The organism is Tardiphaga sp. 841_E9_N1_2 (assembly GCF_051811065.1).
Classification (GTDB): domain Bacteria; phylum Pseudomonadota; class Alphaproteobacteria; order Rhizobiales; family Xanthobacteraceae; genus Tardiphaga; species Tardiphaga robiniae.
In genome coordinates, this window is sequence record NZ_JBPWQC010000001.1 from 6,041,652 (window position 1) to 6,062,115 (window position 20,464).

17 protein-coding genes are annotated in these 20,464 nt (G+C 62.3%); 10 read left to right on the top strand and 7 right to left on the bottom strand.

The features are described 5' to 3' along the window. Positions 1 to 89: 89 nt before the first annotated feature. Positions 90 to 1,316, bottom strand: a complete 1,227-nt coding sequence (locus AB8A50_RS29020) for an ABC transporter substrate-binding protein (RefSeq protein ID WP_439079762.1) — start codon at positions 1,314 to 1,316, stop codon at positions 90 to 92. A 447-nt stretch (positions 1,317 to 1,763) separates the two neighbouring features. Then, positions 1,764 to 2,435, bottom strand: a complete 672-nt coding sequence (locus AB8A50_RS29025) for a MarR family winged helix-turn-helix transcriptional regulator (RefSeq protein ID WP_158596773.1) — start codon at positions 2,433 to 2,435, stop codon at positions 1,764 to 1,766. A 187-nt stretch (positions 2,436 to 2,622) separates the two neighbouring features. On the opposite strand from AB8A50_RS29025, the gene AB8A50_RS29030 reads away from it, so the two are divergent. Continuing rightward, the gene (locus tag AB8A50_RS29030; protein WP_439079763.1) at positions 2,623 to 4,131 is read left to right on the top strand and encodes a 4-hydroxyphenylacetate 3-hydroxylase family protein; all 1,509 of its coding nucleotides are present in this window, start codon (positions 2,623 to 2,625) and stop codon (positions 4,129 to 4,131) included. Positions 4,132 to 4,378: 247 nt separating this feature from the next. Here AB8A50_RS29030 and AB8A50_RS29035 read toward each other — a convergent pair whose 3' ends face one another. Beyond that, positions 4,379 to 5,578: an amidohydrolase family protein gene (locus tag AB8A50_RS29035; RefSeq protein ID WP_439079764.1), complete on the bottom strand. Its 1,200-nt coding sequence runs from the start codon at positions 5,576 to 5,578 to the stop codon at positions 4,379 to 4,381. 48 nt (positions 5,579 to 5,626) lie between these two features. After that, a complete protein-coding gene (locus AB8A50_RS29040; protein ID WP_439079765.1) occupies positions 5,627 to 6,208 on the bottom strand; it encodes an amino acid synthesis family protein in 582 nt (193 codons plus the stop codon). 143 nt (positions 6,209 to 6,351) lie between these two features. On the opposite strand from AB8A50_RS29040, the gene AB8A50_RS29045 reads away from it, so the two are divergent. The 3 genes from AB8A50_RS29045 to AB8A50_RS29055 all read left to right on the top strand — a co-directional run bounded on the left by AB8A50_RS29045 (position 6,352) and on the right by AB8A50_RS29055 (position 9,901). After that, positions 6,352 to 7,032 carry a MarR family winged helix-turn-helix transcriptional regulator gene (locus AB8A50_RS29045; RefSeq protein WP_439079766.1) on the top strand — a complete coding sequence of 227 codons (681 nt, stop codon included), beginning with the start codon at positions 6,352 to 6,354 and terminating at the stop codon, positions 7,030 to 7,032. Between the two features lie 126 nt (positions 7,033 to 7,158). Continuing rightward, positions 7,159 to 8,328, top strand: a complete 1,170-nt coding sequence (locus tag AB8A50_RS29050; protein ID WP_439079767.1) for an HlyD family secretion protein — start codon at positions 7,159 to 7,161, stop codon at positions 8,326 to 8,328. Continuing rightward, complete coding sequence (locus AB8A50_RS29055; RefSeq protein ID WP_089268035.1) at positions 8,315 to 9,901, top strand: MFS transporter; 1,587 nt, start codon at positions 8,315 to 8,317, stop codon at positions 9,899 to 9,901. Before AB8A50_RS29050 ends, AB8A50_RS29055 begins: the two co-directional genes overlap by 14 nt. Positions 9,902 to 10,984: 1,083 nt before the next feature. On the opposite strand, the gene AB8A50_RS29060 is transcribed toward AB8A50_RS29055, so the two are convergent. Further along, a complete protein-coding gene (locus tag AB8A50_RS29060) occupies positions 10,985 to 11,803 on the bottom strand; it encodes a DUF2927 domain-containing protein (RefSeq protein WP_089268029.1) in 819 nt (272 codons plus the stop codon). 105 nt (positions 11,804 to 11,908) lie between these two features. Next, positions 11,909 to 12,523 (bottom strand): L,D-transpeptidase, encoded by a 615-nt coding sequence (locus AB8A50_RS29065; RefSeq protein WP_081422064.1) that lies wholly within the window; start codon positions 12,521 to 12,523, stop codon positions 11,909 to 11,911. Between the two features lie 239 nt (positions 12,524 to 12,762). On the opposite strand from AB8A50_RS29065, the gene AB8A50_RS29070 reads away from it, so the two are divergent. The 3 genes from AB8A50_RS29070 to AB8A50_RS29080 all read left to right on the top strand — a co-directional run bounded on the left by AB8A50_RS29070 (position 12,763) and on the right by AB8A50_RS29080 (position 15,026). Then, positions 12,763 to 14,304, top strand: a complete 1,542-nt coding sequence (locus tag AB8A50_RS29070; RefSeq protein WP_439079768.1) for an acetolactate synthase large subunit — start codon at positions 12,763 to 12,765, stop codon at positions 14,302 to 14,304. A gap of 276 nt (positions 14,305 to 14,580) precedes the next feature. Further along, positions 14,581 to 14,799, top strand: a complete 219-nt coding sequence (locus AB8A50_RS29075; protein ID WP_068737424.1) for a hypothetical protein — start codon at positions 14,581 to 14,583, stop codon at positions 14,797 to 14,799. Further along, positions 14,796 to 15,026, top strand: a complete 231-nt coding sequence (locus AB8A50_RS29080) for a hypothetical protein (RefSeq protein ID WP_439079769.1) — start codon at positions 14,796 to 14,798, stop codon at positions 15,024 to 15,026. Before AB8A50_RS29075 ends, AB8A50_RS29080 begins: the two co-directional genes overlap by 4 nt. A gap of 15 nt (positions 15,027 to 15,041) precedes the next feature. Here the strand turns inward: AB8A50_RS29080 and AB8A50_RS29085 are convergent, their stop codons facing one another. Then, on the bottom strand, positions 15,042 to 15,920 hold the full coding sequence (locus AB8A50_RS29085; RefSeq protein ID WP_439079770.1) for an AraC family transcriptional regulator: 879 nt from the start codon (positions 15,918 to 15,920) through the stop codon (positions 15,042 to 15,044). Between the two features lie 236 nt (positions 15,921 to 16,156). On the opposite strand from AB8A50_RS29085, the gene AB8A50_RS29090 reads away from it, so the two are divergent. The 3 genes from AB8A50_RS29090 to AB8A50_RS29100 all read left to right on the top strand — a co-directional run bounded on the left by AB8A50_RS29090 (position 16,157) and on the right by AB8A50_RS29100 (position 20,461). Next, positions 16,157 to 17,086 (top strand): 2-hydroxyacid dehydrogenase, encoded by a 930-nt coding sequence (locus AB8A50_RS29090; protein ID WP_439079771.1) that lies wholly within the window; start codon positions 16,157 to 16,159, stop codon positions 17,084 to 17,086. Positions 17,087 to 17,247: 161 nt separating this feature from the next. Continuing rightward, the gene (locus tag AB8A50_RS29095; protein ID WP_439079772.1) at positions 17,248 to 18,834 is read left to right on the top strand and encodes an ABC transporter substrate-binding protein; all 1,587 of its coding nucleotides are present in this window, start codon (positions 17,248 to 17,250) and stop codon (positions 18,832 to 18,834) included. A gap of 40 nt (positions 18,835 to 18,874) precedes the next feature. Beyond that, on the top strand, positions 18,875 to 20,461 hold the full coding sequence (locus tag AB8A50_RS29100; protein WP_439079773.1) for an ABC transporter substrate-binding protein: 1,587 nt from the start codon (positions 18,875 to 18,877) through the stop codon (positions 20,459 to 20,461). The last annotated feature ends 3 nt before the right edge of the window (positions 20,462 to 20,464 follow it).

The window sequence follows — 20,464 nt, forward strand, 5'->3', positions numbered from 1 at the left end:
GGGAATCGCAATCGTTAAATCAGGTGGTCGTCATCATGACTGCGGCCGGGAGGACTTCCCGGCCGCAGCGGCGTGGATCATGTGAGAGATCAGCAGGCCGGGTGGCCGGGCGCCGAGCTGCAGCCCTTGACCTTGGTGTCCCAGGCACCGTTCTGGCCCTGCAGCACGTAGAAGGCCTTGATCGCGTCGCCGTCGTCATTGAAGCCGATCGGGCCGCCGAGACCGGCGAAGCCTTCGAGCTTGGCAAGGTGATCGCGGATCTTGGTGCGGTCGGCTTCGAGATCGGCCGGCTTGCCGGTGACGCCAGTCTTCTTGATCGCGTCGATATACATCGAGACGATCTCGTAGATGTTGGCGTCATACATCGAGGGCTCGATGTCCTTCGGCAGGCCCGATTCCTTGCGCAGCAGCGGCGTCAGGGTGGCCGTGAATTTCTCGGGTGCCGGGCCTGTCATGGTGGCATAGAAGGTCGCGGGCGCGATCACCGGGATTTCCGGCGCAGCCTTGAGAATCGCTGACGAGATCAATTGGGTGGCGCCGACCACCGGCTTGATCAGACCCTGGCGCTTCATCTCGCGCAGCACGGTGATGGCCTGGCTGTAATCGGCGCTGACAACGACGCCGTCGGGATTCAGGGCCTTCAGCTTGGTGACCTGTGCTGACACGTCGAGGTCGCCGGTGTTGAACGACAGCAGATCGTTCTCGTTGGCGACGATGATGTCATTGGCCTTCAGTACAGCCGGCATGATCGCCTTGCCGACGGTGGACGCCGTGGCGTCCTTGGCGTCGAAGATCACGGCGACGGTCTTGATGTTGAAGGCCTTCTTGTAGAAAGGCACGGTGGTCTTGGCGAGAACGCCTTCGTCGATGGTGTTGCGGAACGCCCACGGACGGTTGAGCTTCGCCACGCCCGGCTTCGAGGAGGCCTGCGAGGTGGAGACCACCTTCATTTCATTGGCGACCGGGAAGGTCACTTCGGCGGCGCTTGAGGTCAGCGGGCCGGCCACGGCAAGAACCTTCTCGTCGCCGGCCAGTTTGCGCAGCGAGCTTGCGGCCTGCGCCGGCTTGGCGGCGTCGTCGAGAATCGTGATCTTCAGCTTCGCGCCATTGATGCCGCCGGCATCGTTGGTCTGCTGTTCCAGCATCTTCAGCGTCACGGTGTTGCTGCGGCCCCACTCGGCGAACGGACCGGAGCTCGGCACCACCGCGCCGATGGCGATTTCCTGCGCCCATGCCTGACCGCCAACCATGGCGGAAAGCGTGACGGCGGCAACTGTGCCCAATACGCGCGGCAAATTCGATTTGATCCGTGACATCGACGATCGTCCTCTTCTGCTGATGCTTTTGCTGCAGTGATCCGCAGCATAATCCAGATAAAGATTTCTATGCACGCCATGTGCCATCGCCAGCTGTGACAGCGGAATGACAGCGTTGGTCGGATCGTCCAATAAATTTCAGGCTTTGACAATCGTCATTCTGAGTATCTTTATAAAATAGTTCTCTTAAGAAGCTAATTTATGCGGCAGTGCGGCCCGGAAATGCAGCAATTCGAAGCTGGCGGGAATGCGCGCAATTGCCTGTTTCACGGGTGTTTGGTGTTGCGGGCGCGTCGCGGCTGATTCCCGTGTCGCCCCTGGGCGGGCAGGGGCTGCGCGCACGGGCGCCGTTTTGTCGCAGCAATGGCGGCGCGGGCAGTGGCTATCCCCGGGGCCTTGGCCGGGTGCAACCGCCGGTCCTGACGCGGGTCAGATTGCAGACCGGATTCAGCCCTTGCGCGGCTTGCCGCGCTTGGCGACGGCGATCGATTGAGCCTCGGGCGAGAGCTGCTTCACATTGGTGTCGGCCAGATAACGCTGCAACGCAATGGCGCGGTCGCTGGAATCGACGAGCCGCTGCACCATGTCCAGCAACTGGTGGAATTCGCGGGTGCCGAGGCAGCCGAACTGCACGTCGTTCACCTGCGCTTGAGTCGGCGCGAGCCGCTCCAGCAATTCGGCGCCATGCGGTGTCACCACGAGGCTGATGCGGCGGCGGTCGCCGGTGTGCGAGGTCTTGGTGATCAGCCCTTTGGTTTCGAGCTTGTTGGTCACGGTGGTGACGAAGGCGCCGCTCAGATGCAGGTGATCGGCGACGGCGCGCACATGGACGTCGCCTTGCGCCGACAGATGCCGGATCGAAATGAGGGTCGTGTATTCGATGCCGGCGAGGCCGATGACGGCGGCATGGCCTTCGCGCAAGGTCTGGTGGCGGACAAGGAAGCCGAACAGGCTGTGGACCAGGCGGCGGAACTGGGCGTCCGAACCGTCCACCAGCAGCTCCGGACGGGAGACCGTCAATGCAGCGCGGGACGCCGGCCGGCCTGTGGCAGGCTTCTTGCTGATCTCCTTGCCAACTGATTTGCCGATCGAAGTGGAGCGCGCTGCGGATTTGGCCACGTGATGATCCCATGTATCAAAACTTGCCCGAGCTTGGCGGCTTCGCGCGGTAATTGCAATCGCGACGAATGATGCAAGTGTGCGAATGCCACAGGTCCGCTTGACAACGGATTTAAAATAGCTTCGGATGATAGCTATTAATAGTGATGACCGGCACGCGGCCGGCAGCAGGTGACGGAGAAGAGTGATGAACAAGGCATTTGGATCCGGGGCGGCAGTTGCCGGCGTCAAGACTGGCGCCCAGCATGTCGCCGCTGTGCGCGACGGCCGTGCGGTCTATCTCGACGGCAAGAAGGTCGACGACGTCTCGACCCATCCGGCCTATCGCCATGCGGTCGCCTCGGCCGGCGCGCTGTATGACTATCAGGCCGACCCCGCCAATATCGAACGCATGACCTTCGATGTCGGTGGTGGCCGCCGCGTCAATCGCGCCTGGCAACTGCCGACCAGCTACGCGGAACTGGTCGAGCGTCGCAAGGCGCTGGTGGAATGGGCCGAACTGTCCGGCGGCTTCCTCGGCCGCTCGCCTGATCACGTGGCGTCATCCATGTCCGGCATGATGATGGGCATCGAGGTGTTCGACAATTACGACCCGAAACGCGCACAGGCGTTCCGCGACTGGTACGACTATGCCCGCAAGAGCGACCTGTTCCTGACCTATGTGATCAACAACGTGCAGGGCGATCGCTCCAAGGCGTTCGGCGATCAGGGCAAGAATGCGCAGGACATGGTCGCGCGCATTGTCGACGAGGATGCGTCGGGCATCACCATCCGCGGCGCCAAGCTGTTCGCCACGAGCGCCATCATGGCCAACGAGATTTTCGTCGGCTCCGGCCAGCCGCTGCGGCCTGGCGAGGAACATCTGGCCTTCTCCTGCGCGCTGCCGATGGGCACCAAGGGCCTCAAGATGCTGTCGCGGAAATCGTTCGAGGCCCATGCGCCAAACGAATACGACAATCCGCTGGCCTATCGCTATGACGAGAACGACGCACTGGTGTTCTTCGACGACGTGAAGGTGCCGTGGGAGCGCGTGTTCCTGCTGCGCAACACCGATATGTGCCGCGCCCAGCTCCATGATACGCCGGCTCATGTCTATCAGAACTATCAGGCGCAGATCCGCCTGTCGGTGAAGCTCCGCTTCCTGGTCGGCCTTGCGCGCGGCATCGCCAAGACCATCGGCACCATCAATTTCCCGCCCGTGGTCGATACGCTCGGCAAGCTCGCCTCGCAGGCGGCGCTGATCGAGGGCATGGTGCTCGGCATGGAAGCCGGCGGCGCGATGCGCGGCGATTACTTCCTCCCCAACAAGCATCTGCTTTACGCCGCACAGGTGCAGTCGCAGGAGATGTATCCGCAGATCATCAGCGCCATCCGTGAACTCGCCGGTGGTGCGCTCTTGATGCTGCCGTCCTCGGTGGATGATTTCAGCAATCCGGAAATCGCGGATATTATCGGGCTGACGCAAATCTCGCCGGCGATGTCGGGCCAGGACCGCGTCAAGCTGCTGAAGCTGACCTGGGACGCCGTCGGCTCCGAATTCGCCTCGCGCCATCTGCAATATGAGATGTTCTATGCCGGCGCTCAGTTTGTCACCCGCGGCCATAGCTACCGCACCTATGACTGGGAGCGCGCGGCGGGCATGGCGGAGAAGATGACGGCGAAATACGATCTGCCGGAGTTCAAGGGCAGCAACTAAAGCGCAGTCGCTTCCTTAACCTCTCCCCGCTCTGCGCGGGGAGAGGTCGCCGCGTCTTCGCGGCGGGTGAGGGGCCATTCTCGGAGTTCAACGCAAGCGCAGTATGTGCAGTTCGGAGAACGTGCCGATCTGTGGGGGATTAAATGCGGCGGGTCTTGTGCCTTGCCCCTCACCCCACCCCTCTCCCCGCGCAAGATGCGGGGAGAGGGAGCCTACGGTGCGTGCCGCTGCTTCCCTGCAATCCCGATCAATGCGCCGCGGCGCCTGAGAAATCCCGCGGCAATCTCGTTTCCGCCACGCGCACATTCCGCATACCCGCTGGCGTGTTCCGGCTGCGACCGACGAAGCGCGGCACGCCGTCGGTGATCACGGCGCTGACCGCCGGCACGTCACCATTCACAAGCGCTGATAGTGCATTGTCCTGCGAGCCGCCGGCGCAGGCGTCGATCAGCACCACGTCGGCATCCTTGCTGGGCTTCAGAAATCCGCTGTTGAGCCGATAGACCGTTGCATTGTTCCCCGTCGCCGCGGCGATCGCCTGTTCGGGCGGCATGCCGCCGAGGCTGGCGAGATGGCTGATGGTGTAGAACATGCCGAGCGGCATGATCCCGCTGCCGGTCGGCGTATCGGTCGCGATCAGCAGCCGCTCCGGCTGCCCGGCCTCGTCGAGCAGTTTCGCCGTCAGCAATGCGGTGCGCAGATTGCCCGCGGTGCAGAGCTGCAGCGCGATGTCGCTTTCGTTCACGAGCCGCGCGAAGCCGGCTTCGGGCATCGCCACCGGTCCGCCATTGACGTGGAACGAGACGCTCGGATTGGACTTCAGTACATGTTCGGCCCAGATGCCCGATGAGCCGGGAATCGATGAGCCGCCGGTATGCATGGTGGTGACCATGCCGAGCTTGCGTGCGGCGAGCATCAAGGGCGCATAGTCGAATGGTGTCTCGAATGCGCCGAAGCCGGCCTTGGCGAGCCACAGACCCGCTTTGACCAGTTCTTCCAGATCGGCCTCTGTCAGTCCCGGCTCGAGGATGATCGAGCCGGCATGCACGCGCATGCCGCCGGGGCGATAGTCGAGGAAACAGGCGCGGGCGGCCAGCGCCAGTGCCTTGACGCCGGCGGGATCCTTGGGGCGTCCGGGGACGTGCACTTCGGACGCGGTGATGGACGTCGTCGTGCCGCCATGCACGTAGCTTTCGAGATAGCCGACCACGCGCTGCCTTGGCGTGTAATCGCCGAAGGTGATGTGCACATGGCTGTCGATCAGGCCGGGAATCGCCGTGGTGCCGGCGGCGTCGATCACCACATCGGCCGATGAGACCTGGTCCGATGACAGCGTGCCGATCTCGCTGATGCGGCCATCCTGCATCAGGATGCCGTCGCCGTCGGCGAACGGCGCCTTGAGATCACCGGTGACGATGGTGCCGATATTGACGATGGCCGTTTTCATACCCGTCTCCGCATCTCAAGACCGTCCAAGGCCGCACAAAGCCGCAGCCTAGCGCAAGCCGTCCTTGCCGCCGATATCCCTCGCATTCAACCCGCCGACCCGCGCATTGAGCCGCCCGCGATTGGCGAGACAGACGATCAGCGCGACTTCATCAGTGGCAGGCGCATCGGGTGGCAGCGTCACCGAGACGCCGTCGTAATGCGAGCGGACATAGAGCGCGTCCTTGTGCGCCAGGGGAACGTCAATCAGGCAGCCGGGGGCGGCGAGCTTGGTGAAGGAGGGGATCCACGCTTCGGCGCCGCCGACGGCCTCGCGCAGCGGCGTCGCGAAAGTCGTGGTCAGCATCGCATTGGCATGTTCGAGTTCGCCGCCGAGGCCAACGACGCCGCCCTTGCCGTAGCTTTCCACCTTGTACGATCCCATCGCCTCGACAGCGAGCTTGGCCAGCACGGCGCCGACCTCCACACTGGCGGCAATTGCCTCGGAGAGGTCTTCGACATAGCGTCCGGCATAGGGATTGGCGACGATGGCCACGGCGGCGACGCGGCGCAGCGGCTGGTCGTGCCGGTGGCCGGCCTCGACCTCCTTGTGGTCGGTGAAGCAGAGCAGGCGCCTGATATCGAGTTTCATGATGTTCTCCCGTCAGATTTGGCGCCGATCCTGACCCAGTAAATGCATTTGATCAATAGCTTCGTTAAGAAGGTATGCAGAATCGCTTGACGAAGCAGGGGGCGCCAGCCAATCCTGTAGCGGATCGTTCACTGGGAAGCGGTATGTCTCGTTCCAAGGTTGCGCCGCTCTCCAAGACGCCGGCACTGCGTAAATCCGAAAAGCCCGCGGTGAAGACGGGCGCCAAAACTGCGCTCAAGGCGAAACTTCCGGCACCGGCGCTGACCACGTCGCGCAAGGCGCTGCTGGTCGATGGTTCCGATCATGCATTCCGGCAACTCGTGCACACATTGCTGGCGTTCCTCGCGCGTCACGAGACCGTGCGTGAGGGGCATGCCGCCGCGATCGGCCTGGCGGGGATCGAATACACTGTGCTGATCTCGGTCAAATATCTGGCCGCTGAAGGCGATGTCAGCGTGCGCGAACTCGCAGCGCATCTGCATCTCAGCGGCGCTTTCGTCACCACGGTGTCCAACAAGCTGCAGCAGATGGGATTGCTCGACAAGCTCGTGGATCCCGCCGATCGCCGGCGTCTGCGTCTCACGGTGACGCAGACCGGCGATGCGCTGCTCGCAAGCCTCAATCCGACGCAGCGTCAGGTCAACGACGTGCAATTCGATTGTCTCAACGCGGACGAATTTCATCAATTGCTGGGGAGCGTCGAGCGACTCGTCGAATCCAGCGAGCGCGCCATTGCGCTGCAACGCTATCTGCAGCCGCGTGGTCCGGATACTCCGGCGCCATCTGATGGCGGCGACAAACCGGCACGCCGCAAAAAGATATAAATCTGCGGTCTTTGGTACGAATCGAACCCGAATGCTGCGGCACCGGTATGGATTGCCGATATCGGGCGATTGAATCGGGTGCGACGACATGAGACATAATGTCACTCAGGTCGCTGCGAGGAAGACATGTCCCAGCTTGATGCATCCCCAACGCCGCAACCGGCGCCGTCACAACCTGTTGCGCCGACACCTGCGCAACCGCCCGCACAGCCTGCGGCGTTGACGCCAGCACAGCAGGCGTGGCGTCGTCTTGCGATTCCGCTGCTGGCCGTTGCTGCCGCGGTTGTCTTCATCGTTCTGGCCACCACCCGCTGGGACATCTGGATGGGCAACCGCGCGGTGCAAACCACCAATGATGCCTATATCCGAGCGCAGACAACGCGGCTGTCGAGCCGCGTGGCCGGTGCCGTGAAAGCCGTGCCGGTGAACGACTTCCAGCACGTCAAAGCCGGCGATCTGCTGATCCAGATCGATCCCGCGGATTACGAGGCGCAGGTAGCGCAAGCCGAAGCCGGCGTCGCCGGTGCGCAGGCGGCGCTGGACAATCTCGCGAACCAGGTCGAGCTGCAATATGCCACCATCGCGCAGGCCGAGGCGCAGCGTGTCTCTGCGCAGGCGATGGAAGTGCAGGCGCAGCAGGAGCGGGAACGTCAGGCTTCGCTGACGCAGACCGAAGCCGGCACGCGGCAGCGCTTCGAACAGGCAACTGCCGCCTATGCCAAGGCACAGGCCGATGTAAAGGCAAGCGGCGCGGTGATCGCTGCGCAAAAACATCAGCTCGAAGTGCTCGCCGGCACGCGCAAGCAGCGCGCCGCCGATCTGCTCGGCGCCAAGGCGACGCTCGATGCCGCCAGGCTACGCCTCGGTTATACGAAGATCGTGGCGCCCTTCGATGGCGTGGTCAGCGAGCGTCAGGTGCAGCCGGGCGATTATGTGAATATCGGCTCCAGCCTGATCAGCATCGTGCCACTGCCGGACGTCTATGTGATCGCCAATTTCAAGGAAACGCAGCTCACGCGCGTGAAGCCCGGCCAACCCGTCGACATCGTGGTCGATACATTCTCGGCGGAGACGCTGCGTGGCCGCGTCGAGCGCGTCTCGCCGGCGTCGGGATCGCAATTCGCTTTGCTGCCGCCGGATAACGCCACCGGCAATTTCACCAAGGTCGTGCAGCGCGTGCCGGTCCGCATCACGCTCGACAAGGGACAGCCGCTGCTCGACCGGTTGCTGCCGGGCATGTCGGTAACCGCCAGCATCAACACCGACGCGCCGGCGGCCGGCAATGGCGGAAAGTAAGGTCATCGAAAGCGGCCCGGTCTCGACCGGGGGCGTTTCGCATCATCCGATCTTTGCGGTCGGCGCGGTGCTGCTCGGCGCATTCCTCGCCAATTTCGATACGCGTATCTTCTCCATCGGCCTCGCCGATCTGCGCGGGGCGCTGGGGTTGAGTTTCGACGAAGGCGCGTGGCTCTCCACCGCGGGCACCGCGTCGCAGATCTTCATCGCGCCGGCGGTGGCCTGGATGGCCACCGTGTTCGGGCTGCGCCGCGTGCTCGGCATTCCTGCCCTGGTCTATGCGGCGATCTCGCTGGTGATCCCGCTGGTGCGCGACTACAATCTGCTGCTGGTGCTGAACATCGTGCACGGCATGCTGCTTGGCACCTTCGTGCCGGCAACGCTGCTGATCATCTTTCGCAATCTGCCGATGAAGTGGTGGCTACCGGCCATTGCGATCTATTCCATTCGCGTCGGCTTCTCGCTCAATTCCGGCACCGCGCTGGTCGGCTTCTATGTCAGCCACATCGGCTGGCAATGGATGTTCTGGCAGGATGTCATCATCGCGCCGCTGCTGGCGCTGTTCGTCTGGCTCGGCACACCGCGCGAGCCGATCAACCGCTTCGTGCTGTGCGAGGCGGATTGGGGCGGCATGCTCTTGCTCGGCACCGGCATGGCGATGATCTATGCGGGGCTCGATCAGGGCAACCGGCTGGACTGGCTGGGTTCGGGTACGGTGGTGGCGCTGCTTGGCGGCGGCACGGTCCTGACCGTCGGCTTCTTCATCAATGAGTCGGTGGTCAAACGGCCATGGGCGCATGCCGAGGTGCTGCTGTCGCGCAATATCGGTCTCGCGCTGCTGACGATCATTCTCTACACCATGACCAGCCTGTCCAATTCATCGTTGGCGCCGAATTTTCTCACCAACATCGCGCTGTTGCGGCCGGAGCAGTCCGGCATGTTGTTTCTGCTCTATGCCGTCGTGCCGATGATCGTGCTGGTGCCGCTGTCGATCTGGCTCATTCGCTACTACGACGTGAAGCTGACGCTGATCATTGGCCTTGCGGCATTCGCCGCCGCCGCCCTCCTGGGCACGCAGCTCACCCATGAATGGGCGCTTGGCGATTTCATCCCGATGGTGATGTTGCAGTCGCTTGGGCAGAGCTTCACGCTGCTGCCCATCGTGATCATCGCGCTGTCGAATTCCGATCCGTCGCGCGCCACCGCCTTTGCGGCCTATATCCAGGTCTTCCGACTCGGCGGTGCCGAGATCGGCATCGCGCTGATGGGCACCTGGCTGCGCGTGCGCGAGCAGATCCATTCGAATCTGCTCGGCCAGCATGTCGCCAGCGGCGATGCCGATGTCGTCGGCATTCTTGCCAAGCTCACCGGCCGCTTCGCCAGCCATGGTGAGGGTCTCGCACAAGCGCGCGGCATCGGCACGCTCGCAAGCCTCGTGCAGCGCGAGGCCAATACGCTGGCCTATATCGACGGCTTCTGGCTCACCTTCTGGTTCGCGATGGCAGCGCTGATCGTCGTGTCGCTGATCGGCAATGCGCCGAAGGGCCCGTTCACGCCGAAGCCGCGAGGGTGAGGGGGATCTCTCTCGTCATTCCGGGGCACACCAATTGGTGTGCCTGGGGGCCGGACTGAGCTCGGAATCTCGATCCAAGCTCGTCATTCCGGGGCGCATGAAAGCGGCGAAGCCGCTGCAATGCGAACCCGGAATCCCGACATGTTCAGCGCAAAACAGGTCGAGATTCCGGGTTCGGTCCCGTCGCCTCCGGCGCCGCTCCCGCCCCGGAATGACGGGGGTGGGGCGGCAAGACAGTGCCCAAACATTTTTTCCTATCTTCCGTTGACAACATCCCCGTCAGGTTTATATTCCCCTTCGTCCTGCCCCACCGAGAGGGGCGATCGCGATCGTCACGTTCGCGGGGCAGGGTGCGGTGGACGCCGGAGATGCGGCGTTACGCGGTTCACGGGTGACGTCTGTCTTCCGGCAGGACGGATCTGCGCCAGCACTGCCACTGGCAAGGACACGGCCGACCTTGAGATGGACAACCCCCTGGACAGTGTGACGGACGACCAAATCGAAACGCGTTCGGCCAAGTGCTTTGCGGCTACCCTGTCCCTCCGCCCTGGGACATTAATTTTGGCGATGGGACCGTTCGCCATGGCAGATGTGCAAGCAACCGAAAAAACACCGCATGCGGAACGCCGGGCAATCGCTCGGCGCCTCCGAAAGTCCTGATGCACTCTCAATTGCGGAAGACCGCATTCGCATCAGGCCCAAGGGTGCAACGGGCACCCGGCGTTCCGCACGCCCTCTCGCAAGAGGGTGGGAATGCGAAGCACGACGGCGCCCCCGCGCCGCAAACAATGGGGGTGATGACGCATGTCTGAAGGGCCGTGGCTGTTTGACATTCGAATGCGCAACGACGCACAGGCGTCAGCGATATCCCTCCCTCAAGCAGCGAAGCTGCGCAGTGGGGAGGGTCGGCCAAACGAGGACGAAGCGAAGCTTCGTTCGAAGTGGAGGACGGGGTGGGGTCTCTCCCCACGCGAGAGCGGCGTCTGTTGCACCACCCCACCCGTCACGTCGCTCGCAAGAGCTCGCGCCGCGCCACCCTCCCCACTGCGCGCGACTAAGTCGCGCTTGGGGGAGGGACAAGAATCAATCCTGCAGCTCGTTCACCTTGCTCACCCAGATTCGCACGTCAGTGAGCACCTGCGGCAGCACGTCCTTGACCTCCTGCACGGTCATGCCGGCCTTGATGCGGGGGTCGTAGAGGATGTTGAGGATGTACTGGTCGTAGACGTCGAAGAAGCCCATCTGGACGTTGTCGTTGAACATCGTCCACGGCACCGTACTGGTATCGTTGATCGGGCCCAGCGACTGCAGCAATTCCTCATAGGCGCAATCGAGAAAGACGAAGTCGCCATTGTCGACAGTGAGGATCACGTCGGAGCGTTCGATCTCAAAGGCCTCGTTCTTGCGGAAGCCGGACAGGCATTGCGGGTCCAGGGAGTCGCGGATCTCGTTGGCCCGGTCGGTGCCATAGAAGGTCGAGATGGTGCGATAGAGATCGCGGTCGCGCACCAGCTTCACCAGTACATTGGCGTCGTCGCGGTTGTCCGCCATGGCGATGTTGAGATGCTGCACCCGGCGCGCGATGTCGGTCACAACCTTGGCGATTTGAGCCTTGCGGTCGGCACGGCCCTCGGCGAAGACCCGCACCGGAAGCTCATATTTGCGGATGCGGTCGACGCGGCCGGCGAGGTGATATTCGGCGCCAAAGGCGGTCTTGAAAAAACCGTCGATGATCTCGCTGTCGGTAAAGGTTTTCTTCTCGGTGCGCTGGCGCGCCGTAACGGCGGGCGGCTCGCTCGCACCGGCATAAGACGGCTGCGGCACGAAGGCGGTCAAAGACGCTAGCGCCAGCAGCGCGGCAATCGTCCGGACGATGAATCGATCTGGTGTCGGGGCGGGCATTATTACTCAAGTTCTCGCAATGCGCGTATTTGCGCAAGCGTTCAGTGCCGCCCCCGCGGACAATTCGAAGGCTTCCCGCAGGAAGCCTTCGTTCTCAGGTCAAGCTCAGTTCTTGACGATGACCGTCGCGCCGACCGAGACGCGGTTATAGAGATCGGTGACATCGTCATTGGTCATGCGGAAGCAGCCCGAGGACACGGCCTGCCCGATGGTCTCCGGCTCGTTGGAGCCGTGGATGCGGTACAGCGTCGAGCCGAGATACATGGCGCGGGCGCCGAGTGGGTTGTCGATGCCGCCGGGCATGTGGCGGGGCAGGTCGGGCCGGCGGGCGAGCATCTGGGCCGGCGGGGTCCAGCTCGGCCATTCCTTCTTGGCGGTGACGCGGTGGACGCCGCCCCAGCGGAAGCCATCGCGGCCGACGCCGATGCCGTAGCGCAGCGCCTGGCCGCCCGGCTGCACCAGATAGAGCCGGCGCTCGGCGGTGTTCACAACGATGGTCCCCGGGGCGTAATTGCTGTGGAAGCCGACGGTCTGGCGCTGGATCGGGCCGGAGCTGTTGCCGCCGCCATTGCCGAAATTGGAGAAGAAGTTGGAGAGCGACGGGCCGTCGTCGACCTCGAAGTCCTGTGCCGGCGGCTGGTTGCGAACGCGTGCATCGGCAGGAAACGCAATTGTGGTGAACGCGGCTGCGGCAAAAAAGAGAGCAAAAAGGCGCTTCATCATGGTCCTCGCCAGAAAAAATTGAGGCCCAAGACAGGCCATAAATCGCCCCGATCCGCAACCCACGGCCGTGTGAGGACAGCCCGGATGGAGCGATAATAACCGGCGTTCAGCCCGCCCCGCGGCCCTCACAACGAAGCCTTGCGTTCCGACCCTTTGACGGGCCCTCCGAACAATGGTTCATCAGCCCCCGAGATCAAGAAACCGAGATACGACCCTGAATCAAACGGAGTGAGACGATGAACGGTGCGGAAAGCCTGGTGCGGACATTGGTGGCGGGCAATGTGGATGTCTGCTTTGCCAATCCGGGAACGTCGGAAATGCATTTCGTTGCGGCGCTCGACCGCGTCGAAGGCATGCGCTGCGTGCTCGGCCTGTTCGAAGGCGTCGTCACCGGCGCGGCGGATGGCTACTTCCGCATGAAGGGCACCCCGGCCTCGACGCTGCTGCATCTCGGCCCCGGCCTCGCCAATGGCCTCGCCAACCTGCACAATGCCAAGAAGGCCAATTCGGGCATCGTCAACATCGTCGGCCAGCATGCCGTCTATCACATCGAATACAACGCGCCGCTGACCTCGGACATCGAGGGCCTCGCCCGTCCGATGTCGCAGTGGGTGCACACCTCGCCGGATTCCAAGTCGGTGGCCAAGGACGGCGCCGCAGCAATTGCCGCCGCCAAGGATCGCCAGATCGCGACGCTGATCCTGCCGGCTGACACCGCATGGGGCGCGGCTGATGGTGTGGCCCCGGTGCCGACCGAGAAGCAGAGCGCCGGCTATTCGGCACAGGCCGTCGAGACTGCCGCCAGGATCATGAAGGACGGTGGCGCCTCGACGCTGCTGCTGATGACCGGCCAGGGGCTGACCGAAAAGGGCCTGGCGCTGGCCGAGCAGATCGCCGGCAAGACCGGCTGCAAGGTGATGGGCCAGACCTACAACCCGCGCATGGCGCGCGGCCGTGGCCGCTTCTCCATCGATCGCATTCCTTATGTGATCGAAGCCGCACTTCCGCTCCTGAAGGACTTCAAGAACATCGTGCTGGTGGAAGCCAACGATCCCGTGGCCTTCTTCGCCTATCCGAACAAGCCGAGCATGCTGAAGCCGGAAGGCTGCGAAGTGCATCGCATAACCGCAGGCGGCGAGAACTCGATCGCTGCGCTCGAAGCGCTGGCCGGCGCGCTCGGTGCCAAGCCATCGGATGTGAAGCCGCAGAAGCTCGCCGAATTGGTGAAGCCGACCGGCGCGCTGAACCACACCACGATTGCGCAGGCGATTGCCTATGCGATTCCGGAAAACGCCATCATGGTCGATGAGTCGCTGACCACCGGCCGCGGCTTCTTCCCGCCGACCGCAGCGGCTGCGCCGCATGACTGGCTGCAGAACATGGGTGGCTCGATCGGCTTCTCGACCCCGGTCGCCACCGGCGCCGCGGTGGCCTGCCCGGACCGCAAGGTGATCTGCATGGTCGGTGACGGCAGCGCGATGTACACGCTGCAGTCGCTGTGGACCCAGGCCCGCGAAGAGCTCGACATCACCACCATCGTGTTCGCCAACCGCAAGTATCAAATCCTGCTCGGCGAATTCGCAGGCGTCGATGCCGGCGAGCCCGGCCAACGCGCGCTGGACATGCTCAACCTCGACCGTCCGACGCTCGACTGGGTGTCGCTCGCCAAAGGCATGGGCGTCCCCGGCGTCTCGGTGTCCAACGTCGACGACTTCAACAAGGCGCTCGCCAACGCGATCGCTGCGAAGGGTCCGAAGCTGATCGAAGTGGTGATGTGAGCCGCAGCTGACAAATACCCCGCTACCAAGCGGGGTGCCTGCCAAATAGAGAAAGGCTCCGGATCACTCCGGAGCCTTTTCAGTACTGTTCCCTGCTGACGAAACGATATCAATTGAAACACGTTCCGATTTTTCGGCGCAACTCCACGCAGCGCTTTCTCCGGCAGGGATTGTGCTCTGCAACCTGGACGCATCGGGAACAATAGTTGTGAACATCGCGTTGCAAAGGGACAGCTACCGCACAGACAAGTTATTTCAGCGCACTCATAAGATCAGATGGCAAAAAATCGTTGGGACGACGAACAGATTGAAATTTTGAAAGGGCTTATCGCGCGTAAAGTATCGCTGGCCAGAGCCGCAGTGATCATGAAACGACCGCAGAGTTCCGTTCAGATCCAGGCACGCCGGCTCGGAGCACCATTCCCCGGTGTTCGAGCGACCAAGGCGCGGCTGAAGGCGCAAATCGATGAAGCCGAGAAGAAAGCGTTGCGGTGAAAAGCGCGATTGAGCTTGTGGTTGCCGCCTATGTCGATACGAACCAGCTAAGTGCGTTGCAAGATCTCAAGGTGCATCGCGAAACGCTGGCGGCGTCCGTCCGCAACAGAATGGACTTCAATTTCGGGGTGCTGCTCGGGCAGCTCGACGACGACATCCGCGAGATCGAAGCCGGTATTCGCCGATTGCGTGCTTCGATGGAAGCGCGGCCAGTGGTCGAGTCCTAAGGAGGTGCGCGTCGGTCACGTTGCCAAGTCCGCCGTCTGTTCGCTCCAGCGCAGATAGTCGCGTGGTGAAATTCCCATCGAGCGACGGAACATGGCGCTGAAGGCACTTGGACTATCATAGCCGAGATCGAGCGCCACATTGGTCACCGGTTCGCGCATGGTCAGGCGCGACAGCGCTTCCATCAATCGCACCTGCTGGCGCCATTCGGCGAAGCTCATGCCGGTCTCGCGGCGAAATAGCCGTGTCAGCGTCCGTCGGCCGAGGCCGCCGATCTGCGACCAGGATTCCAGATCCTGATTGTTGCCGGGCTCGCGCAGGATCGCTTCACAGATACGCGCGAGGCGGCGGTCCTGCGGCATCGGCGCGCGCAGCGGCACGGCCGGCATGCGGCCGATTTCCGCGAGCATCAAATTCATGATCTGCCCTTCGCGGCCATCCATGTCGTATTCGGTCGGGAAGGTGACGGCTTCGTTGAGCAATGCGCGCACCAGCGAGGAGACTTCCATCAACTGACACGAGGTCGGCAGGCCGATCGTCGCGTCGGGTTCGACATAGAGCGTACGCAGCTGCACGGTGCCCCAGCAGCGGCTTTGATGGACAACGCCGGGCGGGATCCACAGCGCGTGCTGCGGTGATACGGTCCAGCTGCCGGTCTCGGTGATCACGGTCATGACCCCGGTCAGGCCGTGGAGAAATTGCGCGCGGCGGTGGCTGTGCCGGACGCCGACGCCGCCCGAGGAGAATTCGGCAGCCATCGCAACCACCGGGCGTTGTGCGCCCTGGAGTGCATCGGCGCGGCGGCCGCTGGCCTCGAAGCCGGAAAAACTCACCATGGCCGGCGGCGCGACGCGCTGGCGCGGCGTGTTGCACGAAATTGAAGAGATATGGCCCATACGCGACAAATCCTGACCCTGTGAAGACGGAGATGATGCGCTGACATCGTACCCTAGGATAGAGGTTTTGAGCGCATCGTTCCGGACGTTGCCATTCTCAAAGCAGGCTTCATGCCACTAGCGCGTTTTCCAGGTACCGGTTCGCGTTAAGAAAACACGTAAAACAACAATCCTGAGCCCCGTTCCGATTCAATTGGAACGGAAAAGGCTCGGGCAGAAACAAACGCAGGAATTCGATGACCCGCATTACTCTCATGACGACCCTGTCCAACACCATGGGCTTTCTGGAGGACCACCTGAAGCGGGTGGTTCCCGGCGCGGTCGTGACCACTTGGCCGGAGCAGGGCGCGCTGGACGGGGAGGTTGTGGTCTGCTGGAAACCACCCGCGGGCGTGATGGCGGCCATGCCGAATTTGCGGCTGATCCATTCCATCGCCGCCGGTGTGGACAATGTGCTGTCCGATACGGCGCTGCCGAAGCTGCCGCTTTGCCGGATCGTGGATCCGCTGCTGGGCAAGGCGATGGCCGAATATGTGCTCTGGGGCACGCTGTATTTTCACCGCGAGTTTGATCGTGTCTCCGCCAATGCCCGCAACGGCCACTGGCATCGCTACGATCAGGTCGCTGCCGCCGACAAGCGCGTCGGCATCCTCGGTCTCGGCACCCTCGGAATCCAGGCTGCCACGCTACTGAAATCGGTTGGCTACAAGGTCTCCGGCTGGTCGCGCTCCGCAAAACAGGTCGAGGGTGTGGAGGTCTTCGCCGGCGACGCTGCGCTCGACGATTTCCTGGTGCAGACCGACATTCTGGTCTGCTTGCTGCCGCTGACGCCAAGCACGGTGGGAATCCTGAATGCTGACCGCTTCGCCCGCCTGCCGAAAGGGGCGGCGCTTATTCTCTGCAGCCGTGGCGAGCATCTTAACGTTCCAGACCTCGTCGCCGCATTGCGATCGGGCCATCTGCGCGGCGCAATTCTTGATGTGTTCGACAAAGAGCCGCTGCAGCCCGACAATCCGCTGTGGACGGAGCCGGGTATTCTGGTGACGCCGCACATGGCCGGATTGGCCAAACCGCGCGTCATTGCCGACCAGATTGCCGAGAATATCCGCCGTCTCGAGGCTGGAGAGATTCTACTCAACCGCGTCGATCCGGCACTGGGATACTGAATGCCTGCTCATTCACGGAACATGCTCGGTTCTCGGACAACGCCGGCCCGATCGCGATGATGATCGGCCCGGCGACGGCGGCGGCTTGAATTTTGCAAGCTCATCCTTGCGCGTCAGTGCAACCCTGACGTTCAACCCTCTGTGTCCATCGGGAGAGCTGAATGAATCGACGTGAGTTTGCGAAATTGCTGGGTCTGAGCGCTACAGCGCTGTCAGGCATCCCGCTCGGCATTACCCGCGCCACGGGACAGACCAGAGGCGGTACGCTCAATACGATCATTCAGCCCGAACCGCCGATCCTGGTCACGGCGATCAATCAGCAACAGCCGACCCTCACCGTCGGCGGCAAACTCTATGAGAGCCTGCTGCGCTACGATTTCGATCTCAAGCCGATTCCCGGCCTCGCCAAATCCTGGGAGGTTTCGCCGGACGGGCTGACCTACACATTCAAGCTGTTCCCGAACATCACGTTTCACGACGGCAAGCCGCTGACGTCGGAAGACGTGATTTTCACCATGACCAAGGTGCTGATGGAAACCCATGCGCGCGGTCGCGTGACATTTGCGCGCATCGCAAAGGCGGAAGCGCCCGATCCACTGACGGTGATCTTCACGCTGAAGTCGCCCTTCGCGCCGTTCCTGACGTCGCTGGATTGCACCACGGCGCCGATCCTGCCGAAGCACATCTATGAGGGGACCGACTATCGCAAGAATCCCGCCAATGCGCAGGCAATCGGCTGCGGTCCGTTCAAGCTCAAGGAATGGGTCAAGGGATCGCACATTCATTTTGTCCGGCACGAAGGTTATCATCGGCCCGGCGAGCCCTATCTCGACGAAATCATCTACCGCGCGATCCCCGATGGTGCATCGCGGACCGTGGCGGTCGAGCAGGGCAAGGTGCAGCTGACGCAGTGGGGCGATATCGAATTCTTCGAGGTGCCGCGACTGTCGAAACTGCCGAATTACGAGGTGTCCACCAAGGGCTACGAGTTCTTTGCGCCGCATCAATGGATCGAACTCAATAATCGCATCAAGCCGATGGACGACAAGCGTTTTCGTCAGGCCGTGATGCATGCGATCGACCGCAAGGCGATGCTGCAGCGAATTTATTTCGGGCTCGGCAAGCTGGCGACCGGCCCGATCTCGTCGAAGACACGATTCTACGACAAGAACGTCAAAACTTATGACTACTCCGTCGACAAGGCGAAAGCGCTGCTCGACGAGATGGGCCTGAAGCCGGGCTCGGACGGCAAGCGCGTCACGTTGCGTTATCTGATCTCGCCGGTCAGCGAGGCCAATACGCGGGCCGCCGAATTCCTGCGCCAGTCACTCGGGCGCGTCGGCATCGATCTGCAATTGCAGACAACCGATATCGCCGGCTGGGCGCAAAAGTTCGCCGATTGGGATTACGATATGACCGGCAACCTGGTCTACCAGTTCGGCGATCCCGCGCTCGGTGTGGCGCGCACCTACATCACATCGAATATCAAGAAGGGCATCCTGTTCTCGAACACCGCCGGCTATTCCAATCCGGAAGTTGATCGCCTGTTCGAAGAAGCAGCCGTGGCGACATCCGATGACAAGCGGCAGGAGCTCTACAGTCAGGTCCAGAGAATTCTCGTTGAGGACGTTCCAGTGGTCTGGACGTTCGAGCAGGACTATCCGAACTTCATCGACAAGCGGCTGAAGAACGTGTTGTCGACGGCGATCGGGGTGCACGAGACATTCGGGGCGGTGAGTTTCGGATGACGTTGAGCGCTTCAAATATCTTTACTACAAAGGAATTAAGATGAACAGACGTGAATTCGCGAAGCTAATGGGTTTGAGTGCGACGGCGCTTTCGGGAATTCCCCTCGGCGTCACCCGCGCCGTGGGTCAGACCAGGGGCGGCACGCTCAATACGATCATCCAGCCCGAGCCCCCGATCCTGGTGACCGCGCTCAACCAGCAGCAGCCGACGCTGACGCTTGGCGGCAAGATCTATGAGAGCCTGCTGCGTTACGGCGCCGATCTCAAGCCGCTGCCCGGTCTCGCTGAATCCTGGACCGTTTCGCCTGATGGCCTCGTCTATACGTTCAAGCTGTTCCCGGGCATCACCTTCCATGACGGCAAGCCGCTGACATCGGAAGATGTTGTGTTCTCGGTGACCAAGGTCCTCGTCGAAACCCATGCGCGTGCGCGCGGCACCTTCCTGCGCATCGACAAGGCCGAAGCGCCCGATCCACTCACGGTGGTGTTCACGCTGAAGGCGCCGTTCGCGCCGTTCCTCAATTCGTTCGATTGCACCACCGCGCCGATCGTGCCGAAGCACATCTATGACGGCACCGATTTCCGCAAGAACCCTGCCAATGCGCAGGCGATCGGCTCGGGCCCGTTCAAGCTCAAGGAATGGGTCAAGGGCTCGCATGTCCATCTCGTCAAACACGAGGGCTATTACCGCAAGGGCGAGCCGCATCTCGACGAGATCATCTATCGCGTGATTCCGGACGGCGCATCGCGCGCCGTTGCGCTCGAACAGGGCAAGGTCCAGTTGACGCAGTGGACTGACGTCGAACTGTTCGACGTTGCGCGTCTCTCGAAGCTGCCCAATGTCGAAATGACCACCAAGGGCTACGAGTTCTTCGCGCCGCATTTCTGGCTGGAGTTCAATCTTCGCGTCAAGCCGATGGACGACAAGCGCTTCCGCCAGGCGGTCATGTTCGCGGTCGATCGCAAAGCGCTGCTGCAACGCGTGTTCTTCAATCTCGGGAAGGTGGCGACCGGACCCGTTTCGTCGAAGACCCGGTTCTACGAAAAAGATGTCAAGCAGTACGACTATTCGCTGGACAAGGCGAAAGCCCTGCTCGACGAGATGGGCCTGAAGCCCGGTGCCGACGGCAAGCGTGTCAGCATCAAATTCCTGGTTCCGCCCTATGGCGAAATCTGGCAGCGCTCGGCCGAATTCTTCAAGCAATCGCTCGGTCGTGTCGGCATCGATCTGCAACTGGAAAATCTCGATCTCGCCGGCTGGGCCGAGCGCACCAGTAACTGGAATTACGAGATGACCTGTAATCTGCTGTACCAGTTCGGCGATCCGGCGCTGGGCGTATCGCGCAGTTACATCACGGCGAATATCCGCAAGGGTATTCTGTTCTCAAATATCGCGGGCTATTCCAATCCGGAAGTAGACCGGCTATTCGAGGAAGCCGCCGTGGCGACCTCTGACGCAAAACGTCAGGAACTCTACACGGCCGTGCAGAAAATTGTCGTAGAAGAAGTCCCGATCGCATGGATGGTCGAGCAAGACTTCCCCAACTTCATCGACAAGCGGTTGAAGAACGTCATCACCACCGGCATCGGTGTGCACGAGACTTTTGGAGCCGTGACGCTCGGTTGAAGC